The organism is Prevotella sp. oral taxon 313 (genome assembly GCF_003043935.1).
GTDB lineage: Bacteria > Bacteroidota > Bacteroidia > Bacteroidales > Bacteroidaceae > Prevotella > Prevotella jejuni.
On sequence record NZ_PYXE01000001.1, the window covers coordinates 1909108 to 1925687 of the forward strand.

General features: G+C 40.9%; 14 protein-coding genes and 1 tRNA gene. 7 read left to right on the top strand and 8 right to left on the bottom strand.

Annotated features, from left to right (window positions below; all coding sequences use genetic code 11):
- Nucleotides 1-485: 485 nt before the first annotated feature.
- The 3 genes from AXF23_RS07465 to AXF23_RS07475 form a co-directional block, all read right to left on the bottom strand.
- The gene (locus AXF23_RS07465; RefSeq protein ID WP_107624868.1) at nt 486-1691 is read right to left on the bottom strand and encodes a bifunctional 3,4-dihydroxy-2-butanone-4-phosphate synthase/GTP cyclohydrolase II; all 1206 of its coding nucleotides are present in this window, start codon (nt 1689-1691) and stop codon (nt 486-488) included.
- Nucleotides 1692-1695: 4 nt separating this feature from the next.
- Nucleotides 1696-3642: an LptF/LptG family permease gene (locus AXF23_RS07470; RefSeq protein WP_107624869.1), complete on the bottom strand. Its 1947-nt coding sequence runs from the start codon at nt 3640-3642 to the stop codon at nt 1696-1698.
- Between the two features lie 201 nt (nt 3643-3843).
- The gene (locus AXF23_RS07475) at nt 3844-4236 is read right to left on the bottom strand and encodes an START-like domain-containing protein (protein ID WP_009012237.1); all 393 of its coding nucleotides are present in this window, start codon (nt 4234-4236) and stop codon (nt 3844-3846) included.
- A 451-nt stretch (nt 4237-4687) separates the two neighbouring features.
- On the opposite strand from AXF23_RS07475, the gene AXF23_RS07480 reads away from it, so the two are divergent.
- Nucleotides 4688-4761: transfer RNA gene (locus AXF23_RS07480), tRNA-Met, on the top strand.
- A gap of 589 nt (nt 4762-5350) precedes the next feature.
- Here AXF23_RS07480 and AXF23_RS07485 read toward each other — a convergent pair.
- Nucleotides 5351-5518, bottom strand: coding sequence for a DUF362 domain-containing protein (locus tag AXF23_RS07485; RefSeq protein WP_008822033.1), 168 nt, complete (start codon nt 5516-5518; stop codon nt 5351-5353).
- A gap of 354 nt (nt 5519-5872) precedes the next feature.
- Between AXF23_RS07485 and AXF23_RS07490 the strand changes: the two genes are divergently transcribed.
- The 3 genes from AXF23_RS07490 (at nt 5873) to AXF23_RS07500 (ending at nt 8487) form a co-directional block, all read left to right on the top strand.
- On the top strand, nt 5873-6619 hold the full coding sequence (locus tag AXF23_RS07490) for a type IX secretion/gliding motility protein PorT/SprT (RefSeq protein WP_107624870.1): 747 nt from the start codon (nt 5873-5875) through the stop codon (nt 6617-6619).
- Nucleotides 6620-6820: 201 nt separating this feature from the next.
- A complete protein-coding gene (locus AXF23_RS07495) occupies nt 6821-7984 on the top strand; it encodes an ATP-binding protein (protein ID WP_107624871.1) in 1164 nt (387 codons plus the stop codon).
- A 170-nt stretch (nt 7985-8154) separates the two neighbouring features.
- Complete coding sequence (locus AXF23_RS07500) at nt 8155-8487, top strand: hypothetical protein (RefSeq protein WP_089365520.1); 333 nt, start codon at nt 8155-8157, stop codon at nt 8485-8487.
- A gap of 441 nt (nt 8488-8928) precedes the next feature.
- On the opposite strand, the gene AXF23_RS07505 is transcribed toward AXF23_RS07500, so the two are convergent.
- Both AXF23_RS07505 and AXF23_RS07510 read right to left on the bottom strand, forming a co-directional pair.
- Nucleotides 8929-9768: a bifunctional metallophosphatase/5'-nucleotidase gene (locus AXF23_RS07505; RefSeq protein ID WP_107624872.1), complete on the bottom strand. Its 840-nt coding sequence runs from the start codon at nt 9766-9768 to the stop codon at nt 8929-8931.
- Between the two features lie 20 nt (nt 9769-9788).
- Nucleotides 9789-10553, bottom strand: coding sequence for a 5'-nucleotidase C-terminal domain-containing protein (locus tag AXF23_RS07510; protein ID WP_107624873.1), 765 nt, complete (start codon nt 10551-10553; stop codon nt 9789-9791).
- Nucleotides 10554-10872: 319 nt separating this feature from the next.
- On the opposite strand from AXF23_RS07510, the gene AXF23_RS07515 reads away from it, so the two are divergent.
- The 3 genes from AXF23_RS07515 to rplS all read left to right on the top strand — a co-directional run bounded on the left by AXF23_RS07515 (nt 10873) and on the right by rplS (nt 14691).
- Complete coding sequence (locus AXF23_RS07515) at nt 10873-13008, top strand: TonB-dependent receptor (RefSeq protein WP_107624874.1); 2136 nt, start codon at nt 10873-10875, stop codon at nt 13006-13008.
- A 451-nt stretch (nt 13009-13459) separates the two neighbouring features.
- Nucleotides 13460-14194 carry an acid phosphatase gene (locus tag AXF23_RS07520; RefSeq protein ID WP_089365516.1) on the top strand — a complete coding sequence of 245 codons (735 nt, stop codon included), beginning with the start codon at nt 13460-13462 and terminating at the stop codon, nt 14192-14194.
- Between the two features lie 134 nt (nt 14195-14328).
- The gene (rplS, locus tag AXF23_RS07525) at nt 14329-14691 is read left to right on the top strand and encodes a 50S ribosomal protein L19 (RefSeq protein ID WP_009012229.1); all 363 of its coding nucleotides are present in this window, start codon (nt 14329-14331) and stop codon (nt 14689-14691) included.
- Nucleotides 14692-15046: 355 nt separating this feature from the next.
- On the opposite strand, the gene AXF23_RS07530 is transcribed toward rplS, so the two are convergent.
- Both AXF23_RS07530 and AXF23_RS07535 read right to left on the bottom strand, forming a co-directional pair.
- Nucleotides 15047-15331: a hypothetical protein gene (locus tag AXF23_RS07530; RefSeq protein ID WP_107624875.1), complete on the bottom strand. Its 285-nt coding sequence runs from the start codon at nt 15329-15331 to the stop codon at nt 15047-15049.
- Nucleotides 15332-16179: 848 nt separating this feature from the next.
- Entirely contained in the window at nt 16180-16554 is a 375-nt protein-coding gene (locus AXF23_RS07535) for a RidA family protein (RefSeq protein ID WP_009012227.1), read from the bottom strand.
- Between the last annotated feature and the right edge of the window lie 26 nt (nt 16555-16580).

Sequence of the window (16580 nt, forward strand, 5' to 3'; positions counted from 1 at the left end):
GACATGAAATACAATAATATTTACATACCTAATATACTTTACTTTGCAAACAAAGACTTACCATATTCGTCTATATAAAACCTCCTTTTACATCTATCGACCTCTCTAACTTACATTCACTCAAGCAATTCATAGCTTTGTGCCTACCCTTCACACAACTTGCAACAAAAGCCCACACTTACCCTATTGAGTAACATCTCACCTGTCATAAACCTATAAGTGCAGCATTTTTCTCATATTTCCACATAGCAACTGGTAGCTAACAAACTTACACGAGTAACAACTGTCAGAGGTCACAAAACACTACCACCACTCTATCCTACTCCATTCGCCACCAGCCAACAGACCATTTTTGATTCGAACAGATTATGAAGATGAACTCCCAAAAGCATAAACAACAATCCCACTATAAAGAGACAGAACGCCTCTCCATAGTGGGATTGATAACAAGGCTTACTACAAAGCCTTTCAATAGTATATTATCTTTATAGATGCAAGTCGTGACCCATGCGATCACGCTTCGTCTTCAAATAGCGATAATCAAACTTATTAGGAGTAATCTCAATAGGGACATTCTCCTCAATCTCCAATCCGTAAGCTTCAAGCCCCACACGCTTCGTTGGGTTGTTTGTAATCAGACGCATCTTATGGACGCCAAGATGGCGCAACATCTGTGCTCCGCAACCATAATCACGTTCGTCAGGACGGAAGCCAAGGTGGAGGTTTGCCTCAACAGTATCAAGTCCTTCTTCCTGCAGTTTATAGGCAGCAATCTTATTCATCAAGCCGATGCCACGTCCTTCCTGTTGCATATAGATAAGGACACCCTTACCTTCTTTCTCAATCATCTCCATTGCCTTGTGCAGTTGCTCACCACAATCACAACGTTGACTACCAAGAATATCGCCCGTCGCACATGAAGAGTGTACACGCACAAGCACCGGTTCGTTTTCTGTCCACGTACCTTTAATAAGTGCCATGTGCTCTAATCCATTCGCTTGACGGAATGGAATCAGATGGAACATACCATATTTAGTAGGGAGATCTACCTCCTCACCGACAACAATACTTGTCTCGGTCTTCAAGCGATAAGCTATGATATCCTTGATACTAATAATCTTCAGTCCCCATTCCTTTGCACGTTTCTGCAAATCAGGCATACGCGCCATCGATCCATCTTCGTTCATTATCTCCATCAACACACCCGCTGGGAAACAGCCAGAGAGCTTACAGAGATCGACGGCAGCCTCGGTATGACCCGAACGACGCAGGACTCCATTGTCTTGAGCATACAATGGGTTGATATGACCAGGTCGGCCAAAGGTCTGTGGAGTAGATTTTGGGTCGGCTAACGCCTTGATTGTCTCAGCACGATCATGTGTAGACACACCTGTCGAACAGCCTTCCAGCTTATCAACGGTGACGGTGAACGGAGTACCAAGCATTGATGTGTTATCAGAAACTTGGTGAGGTAGGTCCAATTCTTCCGCCCGTGATATCGTAATAGGTACACAAAGCACACCTCGTGCATTCTTCAACATAAAGTTAACCTTCTCTGGTGTGATCATTTCTGCAGCCATAATAAGGTCACCTTCATTCTCTCGGTCTTCGTCATCAACAACGATAACGAACTTTCCCTCCCGAAAGTCTTTCAGCGCATCTTCGATGCTATCGAGTTTAAAGTCTTCCATATTGTTACTGATTGTTTGTTGTTTCGATACCAATAAACCTTTGTTCCTCTCTTTCCTTCATCCGTATTATCTCTGAGATAATCGTCACGTTACATCCAATAATCGTATGGAGATCACGATAAAGACGCAAGCGGAAACGCCACATGCGGAAGTAGAAGAAGATACCAGCTGGCAGTATCACTGCTGCAAGAATATTAGACCACTTATGGTCGAACGGTCTTGTATGTGCCTTAACAGCTAATATTGGGTATTTATTCAGTTCTGTCATGATGACCTTATTGCGTGTATTACCCAAGTCTTCAATGACAGTTTCAAGTTCGTCATTAATCTTCTCGATGACATGATCCGTATGATAACGGAAGAACACCTTTATTACATTAGGTGCTGACTTAAGTCTTCGAGTCTTAGCATAGTCCTCAATTCTAACGTTCAAATCCTTCAGTAGTTCTGCATCTTTATCATAGTCAGGGTCATGCAAGATAACTTCTTTGCTCGCAACGCTACGTTTCACCCTCATTCCAAACATCTTCATCAACATTCTCCTATACATATCTGCATTGAATACAGTTGAGTCATTGTTGGCTTTGTACGTAAAGAATATCGCCATTGGGATAAGTATGGCCATAGAAAGCCCCTTACCAAACCAGATAGCCCAGTCTCCCTGTCGCGACATTCGATAACCAGTGTTATCGAGGATATAAAAGATAATGAACACAATAACGCTGATAATGATTGGAATACCCAATCCTCCCTTTCGGATAATAGCACCGAGTGGTGCACCGATAAAGAAGAAGATAATACATATCAGCGATAACGTAAACTTATTAATAATCTCTATTTCATGCAATCGGATAAGCTTATCACCATCACTGGTTATCATACTCTTAAAATCAAGGTCGCTTACTTCTTGCTGAACAGTCGATAAAGCTTGGTCAACAACATAACGTCGTTGATCGGCAGGTAGCTTATTAAAGGCCGAATCTATGTTGAACGCCTTTTCTTCCGACAGTTTTATGGCCTCCTTCCTTTCGACAGCCTTTAACTTAGGCGTTCGATAATAAAGGGACTGTGCATCCTTATAGAAAGCGTTACCCACACTATCGTAGACGTGAACAAGGGAGTCCTTATCGTGCTGTATCTTCGTAATACTCTTCGTACGAGCATCATTTGAGATACCAGCCATATCCGTTAAGTTGAAGTCACCATCGAAGTCAAGGACGATATGCTTATGTGCAAAGGTCTCTCGACGATATGGGACACTGGCACTATTACCCATTTCTTGTGAGCGCATGTTCTCAAACCATTCTCCACTCCATAGGTTCAATACAAGGTGTTTCTTGTCTGCTGTAGACTGTAACATACCTGAATCAGCAAGGATAATAGCCTGGTCTTCGTAGCTGTCCGTCATCCTATACACCATAATATTATATAGGTGGCCAGTCTTCATATCCTTCTTTTCAACATAGAGGTTCGTCTGTGGTATACCATCATAGAAGATTCCTTCTGGTATTTCCAGCTCAGGACTCTTCTGTTTCATGGATATAAGTAATTGAGCAATATGCTTTTGTGCTGTTGGCCCCACATTGTTTTGGAAATAGAACGAGCCAAAAGCGATAAGAACACTAATAAAGATTAGTCCTCTAAACGACTGAATAAGAGAGATGCCAGCAGCCTTGATAGCCGTCAACTCCGAACTTTCGCCAAGGTTACCATAGGAGATTAGCGATGAAAGAAGAATTGCCAACGGAAGAGCCTGTGGTACCATCATTAAGCTCATGTACCAGAAGAATTGTCCAAGAACGTCCATTGACAATCCTTTACCTATCAAGTCATCAACATATCTCCACAAGAACTGCATCATCAACACGAACAAGCTGATGAAGAAAGTTCCCATGAAAAGCATACCAAATTGCTTGGCAATAAAGATATCTAACTTCTTGATTCGAAACATGATATAATGACAAGGAGTTTATTCTCCCTTATTTACATACGAGCTAAGACACATTAAGGATACAGAGGTCCCATCAGTGGAGAATAGCTTACCTTTTGCAAATTTACATAAAAATATCAGAGTAATTGTCTTTTTTAATATTTTTATTCTTTAACCAGCCTCTTTCATCTATCTGTTCACGCCAAATTAGCATCAAGGAGCTTACATTCCCGTTATGACATGTAGACGTTCTATGTTTTGATTCCACATCTGTTCTAAGCCCTCGACGTCATCGTCCTCTGCAAAGTCAGTTATATATAGATGGTAATTACCCGCAATCTCACTATGAAACATCTTTATCTCCCAATAAGCTTCATCCTCCGAAGCCTCCCAATGGAAACGTACATGGTCGTTCTTGACCATTTCAACGATTTTTGCTGTATGTATATCATGCTCACGAAGCGGGTCGCCCCATACAAAGGTTGCGACATCCTCATTTATTGTCACGTCATCTGCTAACCACTTCTTCAGCCCTATAGGTGTGCTAATCAGTGCCCACACAGCACTGCCTGAGCGTGTTTTCAATTCATATTCTAATTCTACTTTCTTACTCATAACTAAGTAAAGCGTTTTGTTTATGCTTATTTATCAACTTTCTATTGTGTCTCTTCGCCCTCATATTATCCTCTTCCAGGAATAAAGTCATCATATAAGTTTGTTCTTAGCAGTTACTTAAATAGCCGTTAGATATACTTGCGATAATATCATCATAGAACCGTTTTCTTCTCTTACTGCGCCAAACAGAAAGACATCCTTTAAACGTCTAAGTTCATACTTTTATTGTATTCCATCACTAATAAGCATAAATTAGGATGGTGTTCTTACTCAAAAGCATATCTTCTATCCTTATTATAATAAGCAGCAAACCATCGCCTCCCCTGCAGTATCCGACACAGAGAAAGAATGTTTTTAATGAATAAACCGCAAAAAAGTGAATTATTATTTGCAAGTATGATTTTTTCTTCATACCTTTGCACCCGCTTTCGAGAACGAAAGTAATATGGATGGCGGGATAGCTCAGTTGGTTAGAGCGTCGGATTCATAATCCGGAGGTCCGGGGATCGTAGCCCCGTCCCGCTACAAAAAGGTTGATAATCATTTTTGATTACCAACCTTTTTTGTTTATATACTATCCGTTTAATATAAAGAGACAGATATACCTACTTATAATGATTGGTATCTGATAAAGCTAACTCATATCTATAAGAAAGAAGTAATCTGGCATATAGTATTAGATTCAGCCCTCGTTTCAAGTGATTACACAACCTTTCTTTATTGCATTAGATTTCTCGTATTACTTTACAGTTGCCCATGCCAACAGAAAGCTCACTACATGTTCTATTTCTATGTACCAACTGCAAAGTAATTTCCAACCAAAACTCAACTTGCTGTCACTGCCGTCACACAAAGTTATCACTTAACTATCTTGTTTACAGAGGAGTTACGTCAAATGTTAAAAATGACAGCAAAACGAATTTAAAACTATTCTTGTAGTAGTACGTATTATATCCCTCTTATTTTAAAAAGTTGCATTCCTCCGTTAACCAGAACCATCATAAACTTTGCTGTTAAGAAAGAAAAGGCTAATAAAAGTTGCTCGGACATAAAACACAAAAAGGCGAGCCTTACGACTCGCCTTATGAATTTAATCAGTAACAGGTTATAAACCTTATGGAAGGCTAATAGCCTCATTTGGACAAACTGACGCACATGTGCCGCATTCTGTGCATGCGTCTGCGTCAATCTTATAGATATCACCCTCAGAGATTGCCTCTACTGGACATTCGTCGATACATGTACCACAAGCGATACAATCATTACCAATTACGTAAGCCATAATATAAATAATTTATAATGTTAATAATGTTCTTGTATTACAAATAGGTTTATACCTAAATTTGATGGTGCAAAGTTAGGAATAAATTCCTTAATACCTAAACATAATGAGATAAATTACAAATATTTAGACGACATAAAAATAGAATCACAAGGCCTTTCATAAACGTAACTAACTATTAAATAGAAACTTATAAACAAATAACACAACTATCACGAAGGCTACCCTCTATTACATTAAACAACATCGTTTTTCTTGCTTCATACCTAAAAAGGATGAGAGACACCTAAAGAAGAGGAAATATCAACAGGAAGATAGACAATAAAACAAGTAGATAAACGTTTGAAGAATAATATGAAAAGAATACTATTCGCACTTATCTCATTGGCTATTGTGCTTTCAAGCCATTCACAGGAACGGAGAGTTCAGAACCGTCCCTACACCGACTTGCGTGAATTTCATTTCGGTGTACTCGTCGGAACACATCTACAAGACCTCGAACTCAATAATGTCGGACCACAGATGGTAGACCTTGGAGATGGTAACGGACTGGTTCAGAAGACTATTTCAGTAGACCAAGACCGTTGGGATGCGGGTTTCACTGTTGGCGTCTTAGGTGAGTTACGACTCAACTCAACCCTCCAACTGCGTATGGCCCCAGCCATGTACTTTGGCACACGACATCTCACTTTCCGAAACCTCACAGACCTTAATACGCAAGGCGAACCTACTGAACAGGTGCAAGAACTAAAGACAGCATATATCTCATGCGCTTTCGACCTCATTGCAGCGGCCCCACGATTCAACAACCACCGCCCATACGTAATGTTAGGATTGAACCCTATGCTCAATCTCTCAGGTAAGGACAATGATTATATCAAGCTCAAACGTAGTGATGTCTTCGTAGAAGTGGGACTTGGATGTGATTTCTACCTCCCTTACTTTAAGTTACGTCCAGAATTAAAGTTCATGTACAGTCTTACTAATAGCCTTGACAAGAGTCATTCAAAGAACCTCCAAGACAAGAATATGCTCATGTACACCAACTCTGTCAACGATACACGGACAAAGATGATAGCCCTCACTTTCTACTTTGAATAAATCGCTTGTTTGCAAAATTAGCAGATATTACATCGAAGAAAGGCAACGGAAGAAGACTTACCATAACACTTATAGAATCTATGCAATATTGAAGTACAACTCCAAAATTGCATAGATTTTTTATTAAAAACACGCTTTTCACTTGTACACAGGCCCTTTTTTATGTAATTTTGGAGTTGAACTTCAATTTTACATAAACTTATGAACGATTATATACATCGCAAAATAGAGGAAACGATACTTGAGGCATCAAAATATTTCTCCGTGATAGCAGTCTCTGGACCACGTCAATCAGGCAAGAGTACATTGCTAACTCAATTATTCCCACTCTACGAGAAATACAGTCTAAAGGACCTCAACATTCTTGATTACGCAAAGAATGATCCCATAGCCTTCCTTAATCAGACAGATGAAGGAATGTTTATTGACGAGATACAAAGGTGTCCTCAACTATTAGACTACATACAAGGCATTGTAGATAACAATCCCAAGAGACATTTCGCATTGTCAGGAAGTTCGAATTTCGAGGTAATGAAGAATTTATCAGAATCTCTTGCTGGTCGTGCAGGGGTGTTCGAACTGTTGCCAATGTCCATACAGGAGGTTACAGGAAAGGTTGATTTAGACAATCTAAATCAAATCCTTTACAACGGGCTCTACCCTTCTATCTGTGCAAAGAAGAATATTGCTAAGTTCTTTTACCCCTCTTATGTTAGGACATACTTGGAGAAAGACGTTAGAGATCTCCTACAGATGAAAGACCAAATACGCTTCACAAAGTTCTTGAAACTGTGTGCAGCACGAATAGGCTCACTCTTCAACGCTTCTGAATTAGGCGCAGAGGTAGGCGTAAGTTCCAAAACTATCAGCCACTGGCTTTCTGTCTTGCAGGCTTCTTACCTCATAATGCTCCTCCCACCCTACTATGAGAACATACCCAAAAGACTGGTGAAGAGTCCTAAACTCTATTTCAACGACCCTGGACTGGCCTGTTATCTACTCGACATCGAGACTCCTCAACAGTTAGATAGGGATAAGATGCGTGGTGCTATCTTTGAGAATATGATTGTTATGGAGGCCATCAAGCATCGCTATAACATGGGCTTAGAAGGTGGAGTGTTCTTCTATCGCGACTCTAATCAGAATGAAGTTGACCTCTTAATCAAGCAGGAAGGAGAACTAACAGCCATTGAAGTGAAGTCTTCTATGACTTATAGTTCATCATTTGAAAAGACACTTACACAGATTGAAGGCTGGATAAAGACTCCCATAAGTAAGAAGGCTATTGTCTACTCTGGCGACTTTGAGAACTCGAGTGGTGATATCAACCTTATCAACTATCGCCATATATCTTCCATTCTATGAGTCTTTATTATCCAAGATAAAGTACTGCTTCTCTCCTACAGAAACTCTCCTCTTCTTTTTCCAATGCCGAATAGGTAGACAACAAAAGATGTTAAAAAAGTAAGAACTTTGTTTCACAATATAAAAAAATAGTATCTTTGTTACATTACTAATCGTAAACAAAAGTAGTTATGAGAAAGTTTATTATCCTTCTTTGTGCACTCGTTGCAAGTATAAACATTAGCGCACAGACCAAAGAAAAGCAAGATAGTCTGAACATCCCAGTGTTTCTTGTAGATGGAGTTGAGGTACAGAGCATCGATGACCTTGACCAGAAAGACATCATTAGTGTGCATGTTATCAAAAACAGCGACCTCAATAAGCTGTTTTATCCACGTACTGGCGGTATTTTACTGATTACAACAAAATCAAAGAAGTATCTGAAGCCTATCATCCAAAAGCATCAAGATGAAATGAAGAAGGCAAAGGGCAACAAGAAATCTGGGGAGATTTATATAAGATAAGGGCACCCACGAGCCTCTTTCATAACCCGAGAAAACTATCAGACTATAGCTTTTCACGTCATAACCCACGTCCAATAGTAGCCGTAATAACCGTCACCTCCAACTATTGGGTTTGGTTCTTGTAAACAAATGAGACCGCTTTCCACGAATTATTACCATGAATAAAAGAATTTATGTTCATGAAAAAAATATTTCTCATCATGAAAATAAATATTTCTTTTCATGAAAATAATTCGTATCAGACCATCTGCACGCTCTTTTATCTTTCTCTTCACGCTTATAGAATGGCGGAGAATGCGACAGTAGAAAGCATCTATTCACATACTCTCAACAACGTTCATAGCGCATGAACGACAATGGGCTGAATCAATAAGATATCCATTAACAACCTTATTGATACAGCCCACATTATTTATATATAGGTCCTATCGATTGAAAGACTTACTTTTTCTTCTTCATATCAAGTACTAACTTACCGACGTAAATAGCATGCTTACCATTCTGATCATCGCCAACCATCTTACCATCAAGGTCTTTCACGTATTCTAACTTAGTCAGGAAGGTATGCGAATGACCACCCAAAATGAGGTCGAGACCACGAGTTCCTGCGATAACCTCCTCATCACTGACCCCTTCTATATTCCATCCAAGATGGGAGATACAGATAATCAAGTCGCACTTCTTTGCTTTTAACTCGTTAATAACCTTCTGTGCACAAGCAACAGGGTCGTTATAAACAATCTTACCATAGTTAGCTTTCACCACAAGACCATCCAACTTAGGAGCAAGACCGAATACTCCTATCTTTAAGCCATTACGTTTCAAGATAACGTAGGGCTTTACCAAGCCCTGAAGTGGCGTACCCGTAAAGTCGTAATTAGCGCATACAATAGGGAACTTAGCCATCTTAAAGAGGCGAACCATATTGTCCATACCAAAGTCGAACTCATGGTTTCCTATCGTAGCAGCGTCATAGTGCATCTGATTCATTAGTCCCACTTCAACGTCACCCTTGAACATTGTATAATAAGGAGAGCCTTGTGAGAAGTCGCCACTATCGAAGAGTAGCAAGTCAGGTTGCTTCTTTCTCTCTTCTTTAATCATAGCCACACGACGCACGAAACCGCCTCGCCCAGCCTTCATCGTATCTGCGAGATTTGTATTAAGCGGATAGATCTGACTATGCGCATCGTTAGTATGCAAAATTGTTAAGTGCTTATCCTGACCGAAAGCGAGAACAGCCAGGAAGCAGAAAGTAATCAATAATATATTTCTTTTCATACATGTGTATCGTTAAAAGATTATTCCACTCGGATACGTCCTTCTTTATGTGAATTGACAACCTTACCTTGAGCAGTCTGCTCCTTAAAGTAGTTCATGATAAGGAAGCGTGTATTATTACTGCTTGCTTGGGGTGATACGACATTAGTAGCCGACTTGAAAGCCTCCATCTTATCATTACCTTGCGCCAAGTAGTCAAGTGTTGCAATACGATAAGTTGCCTTTGGGTCAATCTCCTTACCATTGAGACGAGCCGATTTCAACTTGTGGTCACGTGTAAAAACGAGTTCTACCCCATGGCTGACAGCCTCACCACCAGTATGTGCCATCTGTGAGAACAACTCTAAAACCTTCTCACCTGTGAGTGTCACAAAGCATATCTTATTCTCAAAAGGAGCAATGTCTAACACATCTCCATAGGTCACTTTACCCTTAGAAAGGGCTGCACGGATACCTCCCATATTGTAAACACCGAAGTCAACCTTCTCATTATAGCTGCCAGCAGACCATACCATAATATCTGCTAACAGGTTAGAAAGGTCACTCTCAGGCCGATGTGCCACCATCTCGTGGTCGACCTCGCCCACAACAGGTCCCATCACAGAGTCAACCTTATGCTTAAATGGTTCCATAAACTTTGCTGCTTCAGCATCAGGAGTAGCATCATACCTACTGTCAACCAGCACACGTGTACGCTGAATGCCCGCTAACTCATAATGAGAAGCACAGCCTGTCAACGCTAATACCGCCGTTAGTCCAGACAGATAAACTGTTTTCTTATACATATATAATGACATTTTATAGTTCTCATAAAGACCTGTCAGAACAAAGAATACACATCCTTTATTTGATAACCGATAATTTCCACCTAATTATATATAGGTAGCATCGCAAACTGACAACATCTAAAAAGACAATGCAAAAGTAAGAAAAAAAATCGAATACACTGCTTGTCTAAGAATGAAAGATAATCTCTCTTTTCATGAAAAAACAAACAACAGCATCCTCTACGACTCTAACTATACCTTGTTTTAGGTATTGTGAGTTTGAAAGACTATTTATACTTTTGTAACCGATTATTAATATTTAACGGATAGTGTTCACATGAAGAAAGAAGTAATTTACCTATCTCTTACAATGCTCACAATGGCTGCAATGCCTTGTAATGCACAAGCACAAGAGATGGAAGACACCACATTACAACTCAAAGAGGTAACGATTAGCACAACACGTATGCCTGAAGTAAAGCAGAATGCGGCTGCTACTGTTACCATCATTGACCAGAAGCAAATAGCAGAAATGAGTAAGGCTGCACCTGACATCACCCACCTTTTGGGTATGCTCACACCTGGTATGGCTCTATCGAGCAATACCACAAGCTCGCGCTCACAATCACTTCGCGGACGAAGTGCACTTATCTTGATTGATGGAATCCCTCAATCAACTCCTTTACGTTCAACCGATCGTGACATCAGAACCATTGACATCGCTGCTATCGACCATATAGAAGTAGTGAAGGGATCTACTGCTCTCTATGGTAATGGGGCTATCGGTGGATTGATAAACATCATCACTAAGAAGAATACTACCAATAAGTCTTTTGCAGGAGAGACGACTCTCTCAGGGTCAACCTACAATTTCTTCCGTAAAGGAAAAGGCCAAGGTTATCGCATCAACCAGCAAGTCTATGGACGTGTGGGTAATTTCGATTATCTCGTAAATGGTGCTTTCGGACGTACAGGTAGCGCTATTGACGGTGACGGAGAGTTTATTTCTCCACGTTACGGACTCGGTGATACTTACACCACGAATGCCCTCGTCAATCTCGGTTACAGCCTGTCTCCAAAGAACAGAATTGAGTTGATGTATAATTTCTATCGTAGTTTGCAGGACACAAAACTGATTCCTTTCGGTGGAAAGTATCTACAAAGCCCTTCTATTGGTGTCATTGGTAACAAGGACCCACAGGCAGTTGACGAGGGAACAAGGTACAACCACAATGCGTACCTCAAGTTTACTTCAAAGGACATATTCAAGCACACCGACTTAGAAGCGTCTGTTTATGGTTCAAGTTTATACACCGTATTCGATTTCCGAAAGGCTAATCCAGCACAACCAAGGTGGGAGGAAACAAGCGGACAGTCGGCTGTTAAGGACCGTAAATTCGGTGTTCGTGCTCAGTTCAATAGTCGTCTTATATTCTCTGACGATGCCTTTGCGCACATAGTCTACGGTTACGACTACCTCTATAATAAGACTTCTCAACCCTTAGTAGACGGCAGGTATTGGATGCCATGGCTCACAAGCAACAACCATGCACCCTTTGTTCAAATCAAGACAACGCTCTGGCAGCACCTTAACGTCAAACTTGGAGGTCGTTACGACTACATTAGTGTGAAGGTACCAGACTACGATGTACTGCGTAATAAGCTCTCCGACCCACAGGTTCAGGTCAAAGGTGGAACGCTGAAGTATAATAACATGTCTTTTAACGTAGGTCTTTCCTATAACAAATATCCTGCTTTTCAACCCTTCGTAGCCTACTCTCAAGGCTTTTCTATCTTCGATTTAGGTCGCACACTACGTGCTGCTAAGGCCGATGTACTCACTAAGATCTCCACAGAACCAGTCAAGACTAACAACTACGAGATTGGTGCTTACTCTAATATCAACCATTGGTTGCAACTCAATGGCTCGTTCTTCTACACCTATTCTAAGTTAGGAAGTGACCTCAAGATAGACCACGGCTTCTGGGTAGTCAATCGTACCCCACAGAAGGTATATGGCGTTGAGTTGAGTGCAGACGCACAAATCCTCAGTAACTTAAAGGCTGGTGCTAACTTCTCATGGTTCGAAGGTAAGCTCAAATCAGCTACTGGTGATTGGGACACATACATGTCGAATATCTCTATCCCAGCCGCTAAGTTGGCAATGTATGTCAACTATGCTCCAGTCAAGAACACCTATCTCCAGCTGCAATACATGCATACTGGTAAGCGCGACCGATTTGCTCCTAACGCATCAGGAAAGTATAATGAAGGAGAAGGAATAGTAAGTCGTATCAACTTACTAAACCTCACTGCAGGTGTTAAACTGAAGGTTTGTGACTTGAGTTTGGCTGTATCTAACTTGCTAAACTACACTTATTACACACCAGCATCTATGATGATGGCACGTAATGCAGAGTATGCTCATGCTGATGGACGCAAGATTACGCTCACAGCAGTGTTTAAGTATTAAGATTGAAACACTCTCTTAAAGATATTCACAGGTGTTGGGGGTATCCTAAATAAGGAAGCTGAGGTTGATTAAACAGTCCTCTTACACTTATACAAAAGGTCCTTTTAAACACTGACACACCTTATTTATATATTGTAACCCACAGGCAGGGAAGACGGAAAGCAACGCATGTTGCTCCTCTTCCCTGCTTTTCATTTACTCTCTTAAAGCCCTTATCCTATTAGCACGATTGTTGTTACGCAAACGAAGAAGTATTACGACACTATAATATAAGGTCACACTATCAGCCCTTTATACGTCAAGAAGCCAATAGTTGCAACCTCTCAGAAAGGCTGTCAATACAGAATGCAACTATTAAAAACCTATTAAACCTTTGAAAAACACGTACAATTCCCTACTTTTGCAGCATATAACACATATCAACTTAAATTCATTAAAACAATTATTCATTATGAGAAAGAGTTTGTTCGTAAGCTTTGTTATGCTATTAATAGGCATGACGGTGAATGCTCAGGATTACAAGAAGCAGTCGTTCATACCAGAGGCTGACATGCCAGATGCCGGTATCTACCTCCCAGCCCCACCAGACACAGCATCCTATCAGTTCGACTATGACTTCCGTCAATATTGGTGGGGTCGCAAGATGAGAGAGGATAAAGAGCGTGCTGCACAGGCTAAGTTCGATGCTAACTTTGATGTTGATTCAGTCCTCGTAGGCTTTGCTCCTTCCTTTGGCATGCTCATCACACCAGAGAAGACACCTGAGACTTACAAGCTCATGTGTATGATTGGTATTGATGGTAACCATGCTGTCGACCGCGCCAAGGCTAAGTATATGCGCAAGCGTCCATTTGCTCAGTTCCATGAGCATACCCTCCAACCACAGTTCGAGGCAGAGTTAATCAACAACGGTTCCTATCCTTCTGGTCATACTTGCCGTGGATGGATTTTCGGATTGACCTTAACAGCGTTGAACCCATCCCGTGGCAACGAAATCATGAAGCATGCCTACGAATATGGTCAGAGCCGAGTAATCTGTGGATATCACTATCAGAGCGATGTCGACGCAGGCCGTCTCTGTGCAAGTGTAGGCTTTGCTGCCGTACAGTCATCAGATGCTTTCCAGAAGCAGATGGCTAAGGCAAAGAAGGAGATTGCAAAGGTGCTTGCAACAAATAAGCATTAAAAAGCATATAAATACTTTGTCATTTCATTGAAAAGTAGTAACTTTGCATCGCTTTTGGCGTAACCGCTGGTCGTGGAAGAGTCATGGACTATGTTACGTTGGAACGACAAACAATATTTAATTAATAAAAGACAATGGATTTAATTAAAGTTGCTGAAGAAGCATTTGCAACCGGCAAGCAGTTCCCAGAGTTCAAGGCTGGTGACACTATCACTGTCGCTTACAAAATCGTCGAGGGTAATAAGCAGCGTATTCAGCTCTACCGTGGCGTAGTAATCAAGATTTCTGGTCATGGAGAGAAGAAGCGTTTCACTGTTCGTAAAATGTCAGGCACCATCGGTGTTGAGCGTATCTTCCCTATTGAGTCACCTAACATCGATTCTATCGAGGTGAACAAGCGTGGTAAGGTTCGCCGTGCGAAACTCTACTACCTACGTAATCTTACAGGTAAGGCTGCACGCATCAAGGAGAAGAGAACCGTTGCTGTTGAAAAGTAAATCCTTGAGAATCCAAGAAAATAAAAGCTCGAAACCATTGGTTTTGGGCTTTTTTATTTGTCTCTCAAAAGGTTTATTTACCACTACCTCACCTGTGACACGTTAGAAAGAGAGCGAAATCAATAACCCTGAGAACTTACATACAAACTTACATCTCACCTTTCGCTTAACTGTGAGACATGATATACCTCTGTCAAAGGTGGCATTAAAACAATGTAGGGATATACGCCTTGTTTATCTCATAACAGGCCTTACCTGCGGATAAACCTACCGTATGTCCCTACAAATCCTCACAGATAGTCTTTCAGCATCCAGTCTTCAAGACCATCCTCTACCCCATCATACAATGGAGTACTTAATCTTCATAATTCAACTTCGCATCGTTTTCGCCATGCAAAGCAGCACTTAAATCCTTCCAGTTTTGGAACCCTGCAAAGAGAGCCAGCCTATCTAATGTTTTTTTAGAAGGTTTTTCTATCCCCTTGAAATAGCCTATCAGCTTCTTCAACGATGCTGAACCCAAGTGGATGTGATAAAGTGCTAACCTGTCAGACAATCTCTCCAAATCGGAAGCCGACTCTTTACGCATATACGTCCTTTGCCCAAGCTCCTCGATAATGGTTCTAAGCTTCTTTCTCATACCTCATTCTCCAGTATAAATACTAACGTGTTACAAAAGTAATAAAAGAATAAGTAATTAAGTAATATTCAACGGCTTTTCTCAACGTTAAATATGTTAATTAAACTTGTAAACGAAGGGGTAATAATTTAATGAGCTCCATCACTATGCGATACCGCGTTGACTTAGAACGCCTTACGTCGTTTTCTAATAAAGAAAAACCTAATCTAACAAACCTTATTCTGAGTTATCTAACGCCTCATCCGCCCCCTTTCTATCCTCCATCCAAACAGTATCTCGGAAGGCGATTAAGCCTTAATACCATTCGTGCGAACACATCATATAACGACAGAAAAAGGGTGATTATCGTCTTTCCTACTCTTTCTATCTATCTTCCTAAGCAACAAAACGTTCCTCTTTTAAGCTTTTCTACCAGTGCAATAGACTTTTTAATGGATGTTCCATACCTTCTTCTCCCTATCTCAAGGGCATTTGTAGGTGTGTAAAAAATCATTACATATTATAGAGAAAAACTCTCTCATAGCAGGAATATAACATCCTCAACTATCGAGCTTATAATCCTCACTATATCAGCTTATTACAAACAGCATTGCAGAAGACGCCCTTCTTGCATCAAGAAGGGCGTCTTCTATAAGCAAGAAGGGCATGTTCTGCAATCTAATTAGGCCTCTTCTCTTAGCTTGAAGGGCATATACTGCTTTCAAGAGGGGTGAAAAATATTTACATCAAGACGATTGGGATAAATCCAGATGAGCGTTGCTTGTATGTAAACATCTGTACCACTCCGTGAGAGAACAAGTCATCCTCTCCACAAGCTAAGAGCATGCGATTAGATAAATCACACCACCTTACTTCACAGCAATGCACTCTACCTCAACGAGTGCACCCTTTGGCAAAGCTTTGACAGCGAAGGCTGAGCGGGCAGGATAAGGTTCCTTGAAGAACTCAGCATAAACCTCATTCATCGCTGCGAAATTCTCCATATCTGAAAGGAATACTGTTGTCTTAACGACATGAGACAGGTCAACACCAGCTGAAGCCAACACGTTACGTGCATTCGTGAGTGATTGGCGTGTCTGTTCCTTCACACCTCCTTCAGCGAAAGCATTGGTAGCTGGGTCAATAGGGAGCTGACCAGATGCGAAAATGAAACCATTAGCCTCGATGGCCTGGCTGTAAGGACCTACTGCAGCAGGTGCCTTGTCTGTGTGTAATGCTTGCATATCTATTATAATTTGTAAGGGATTAA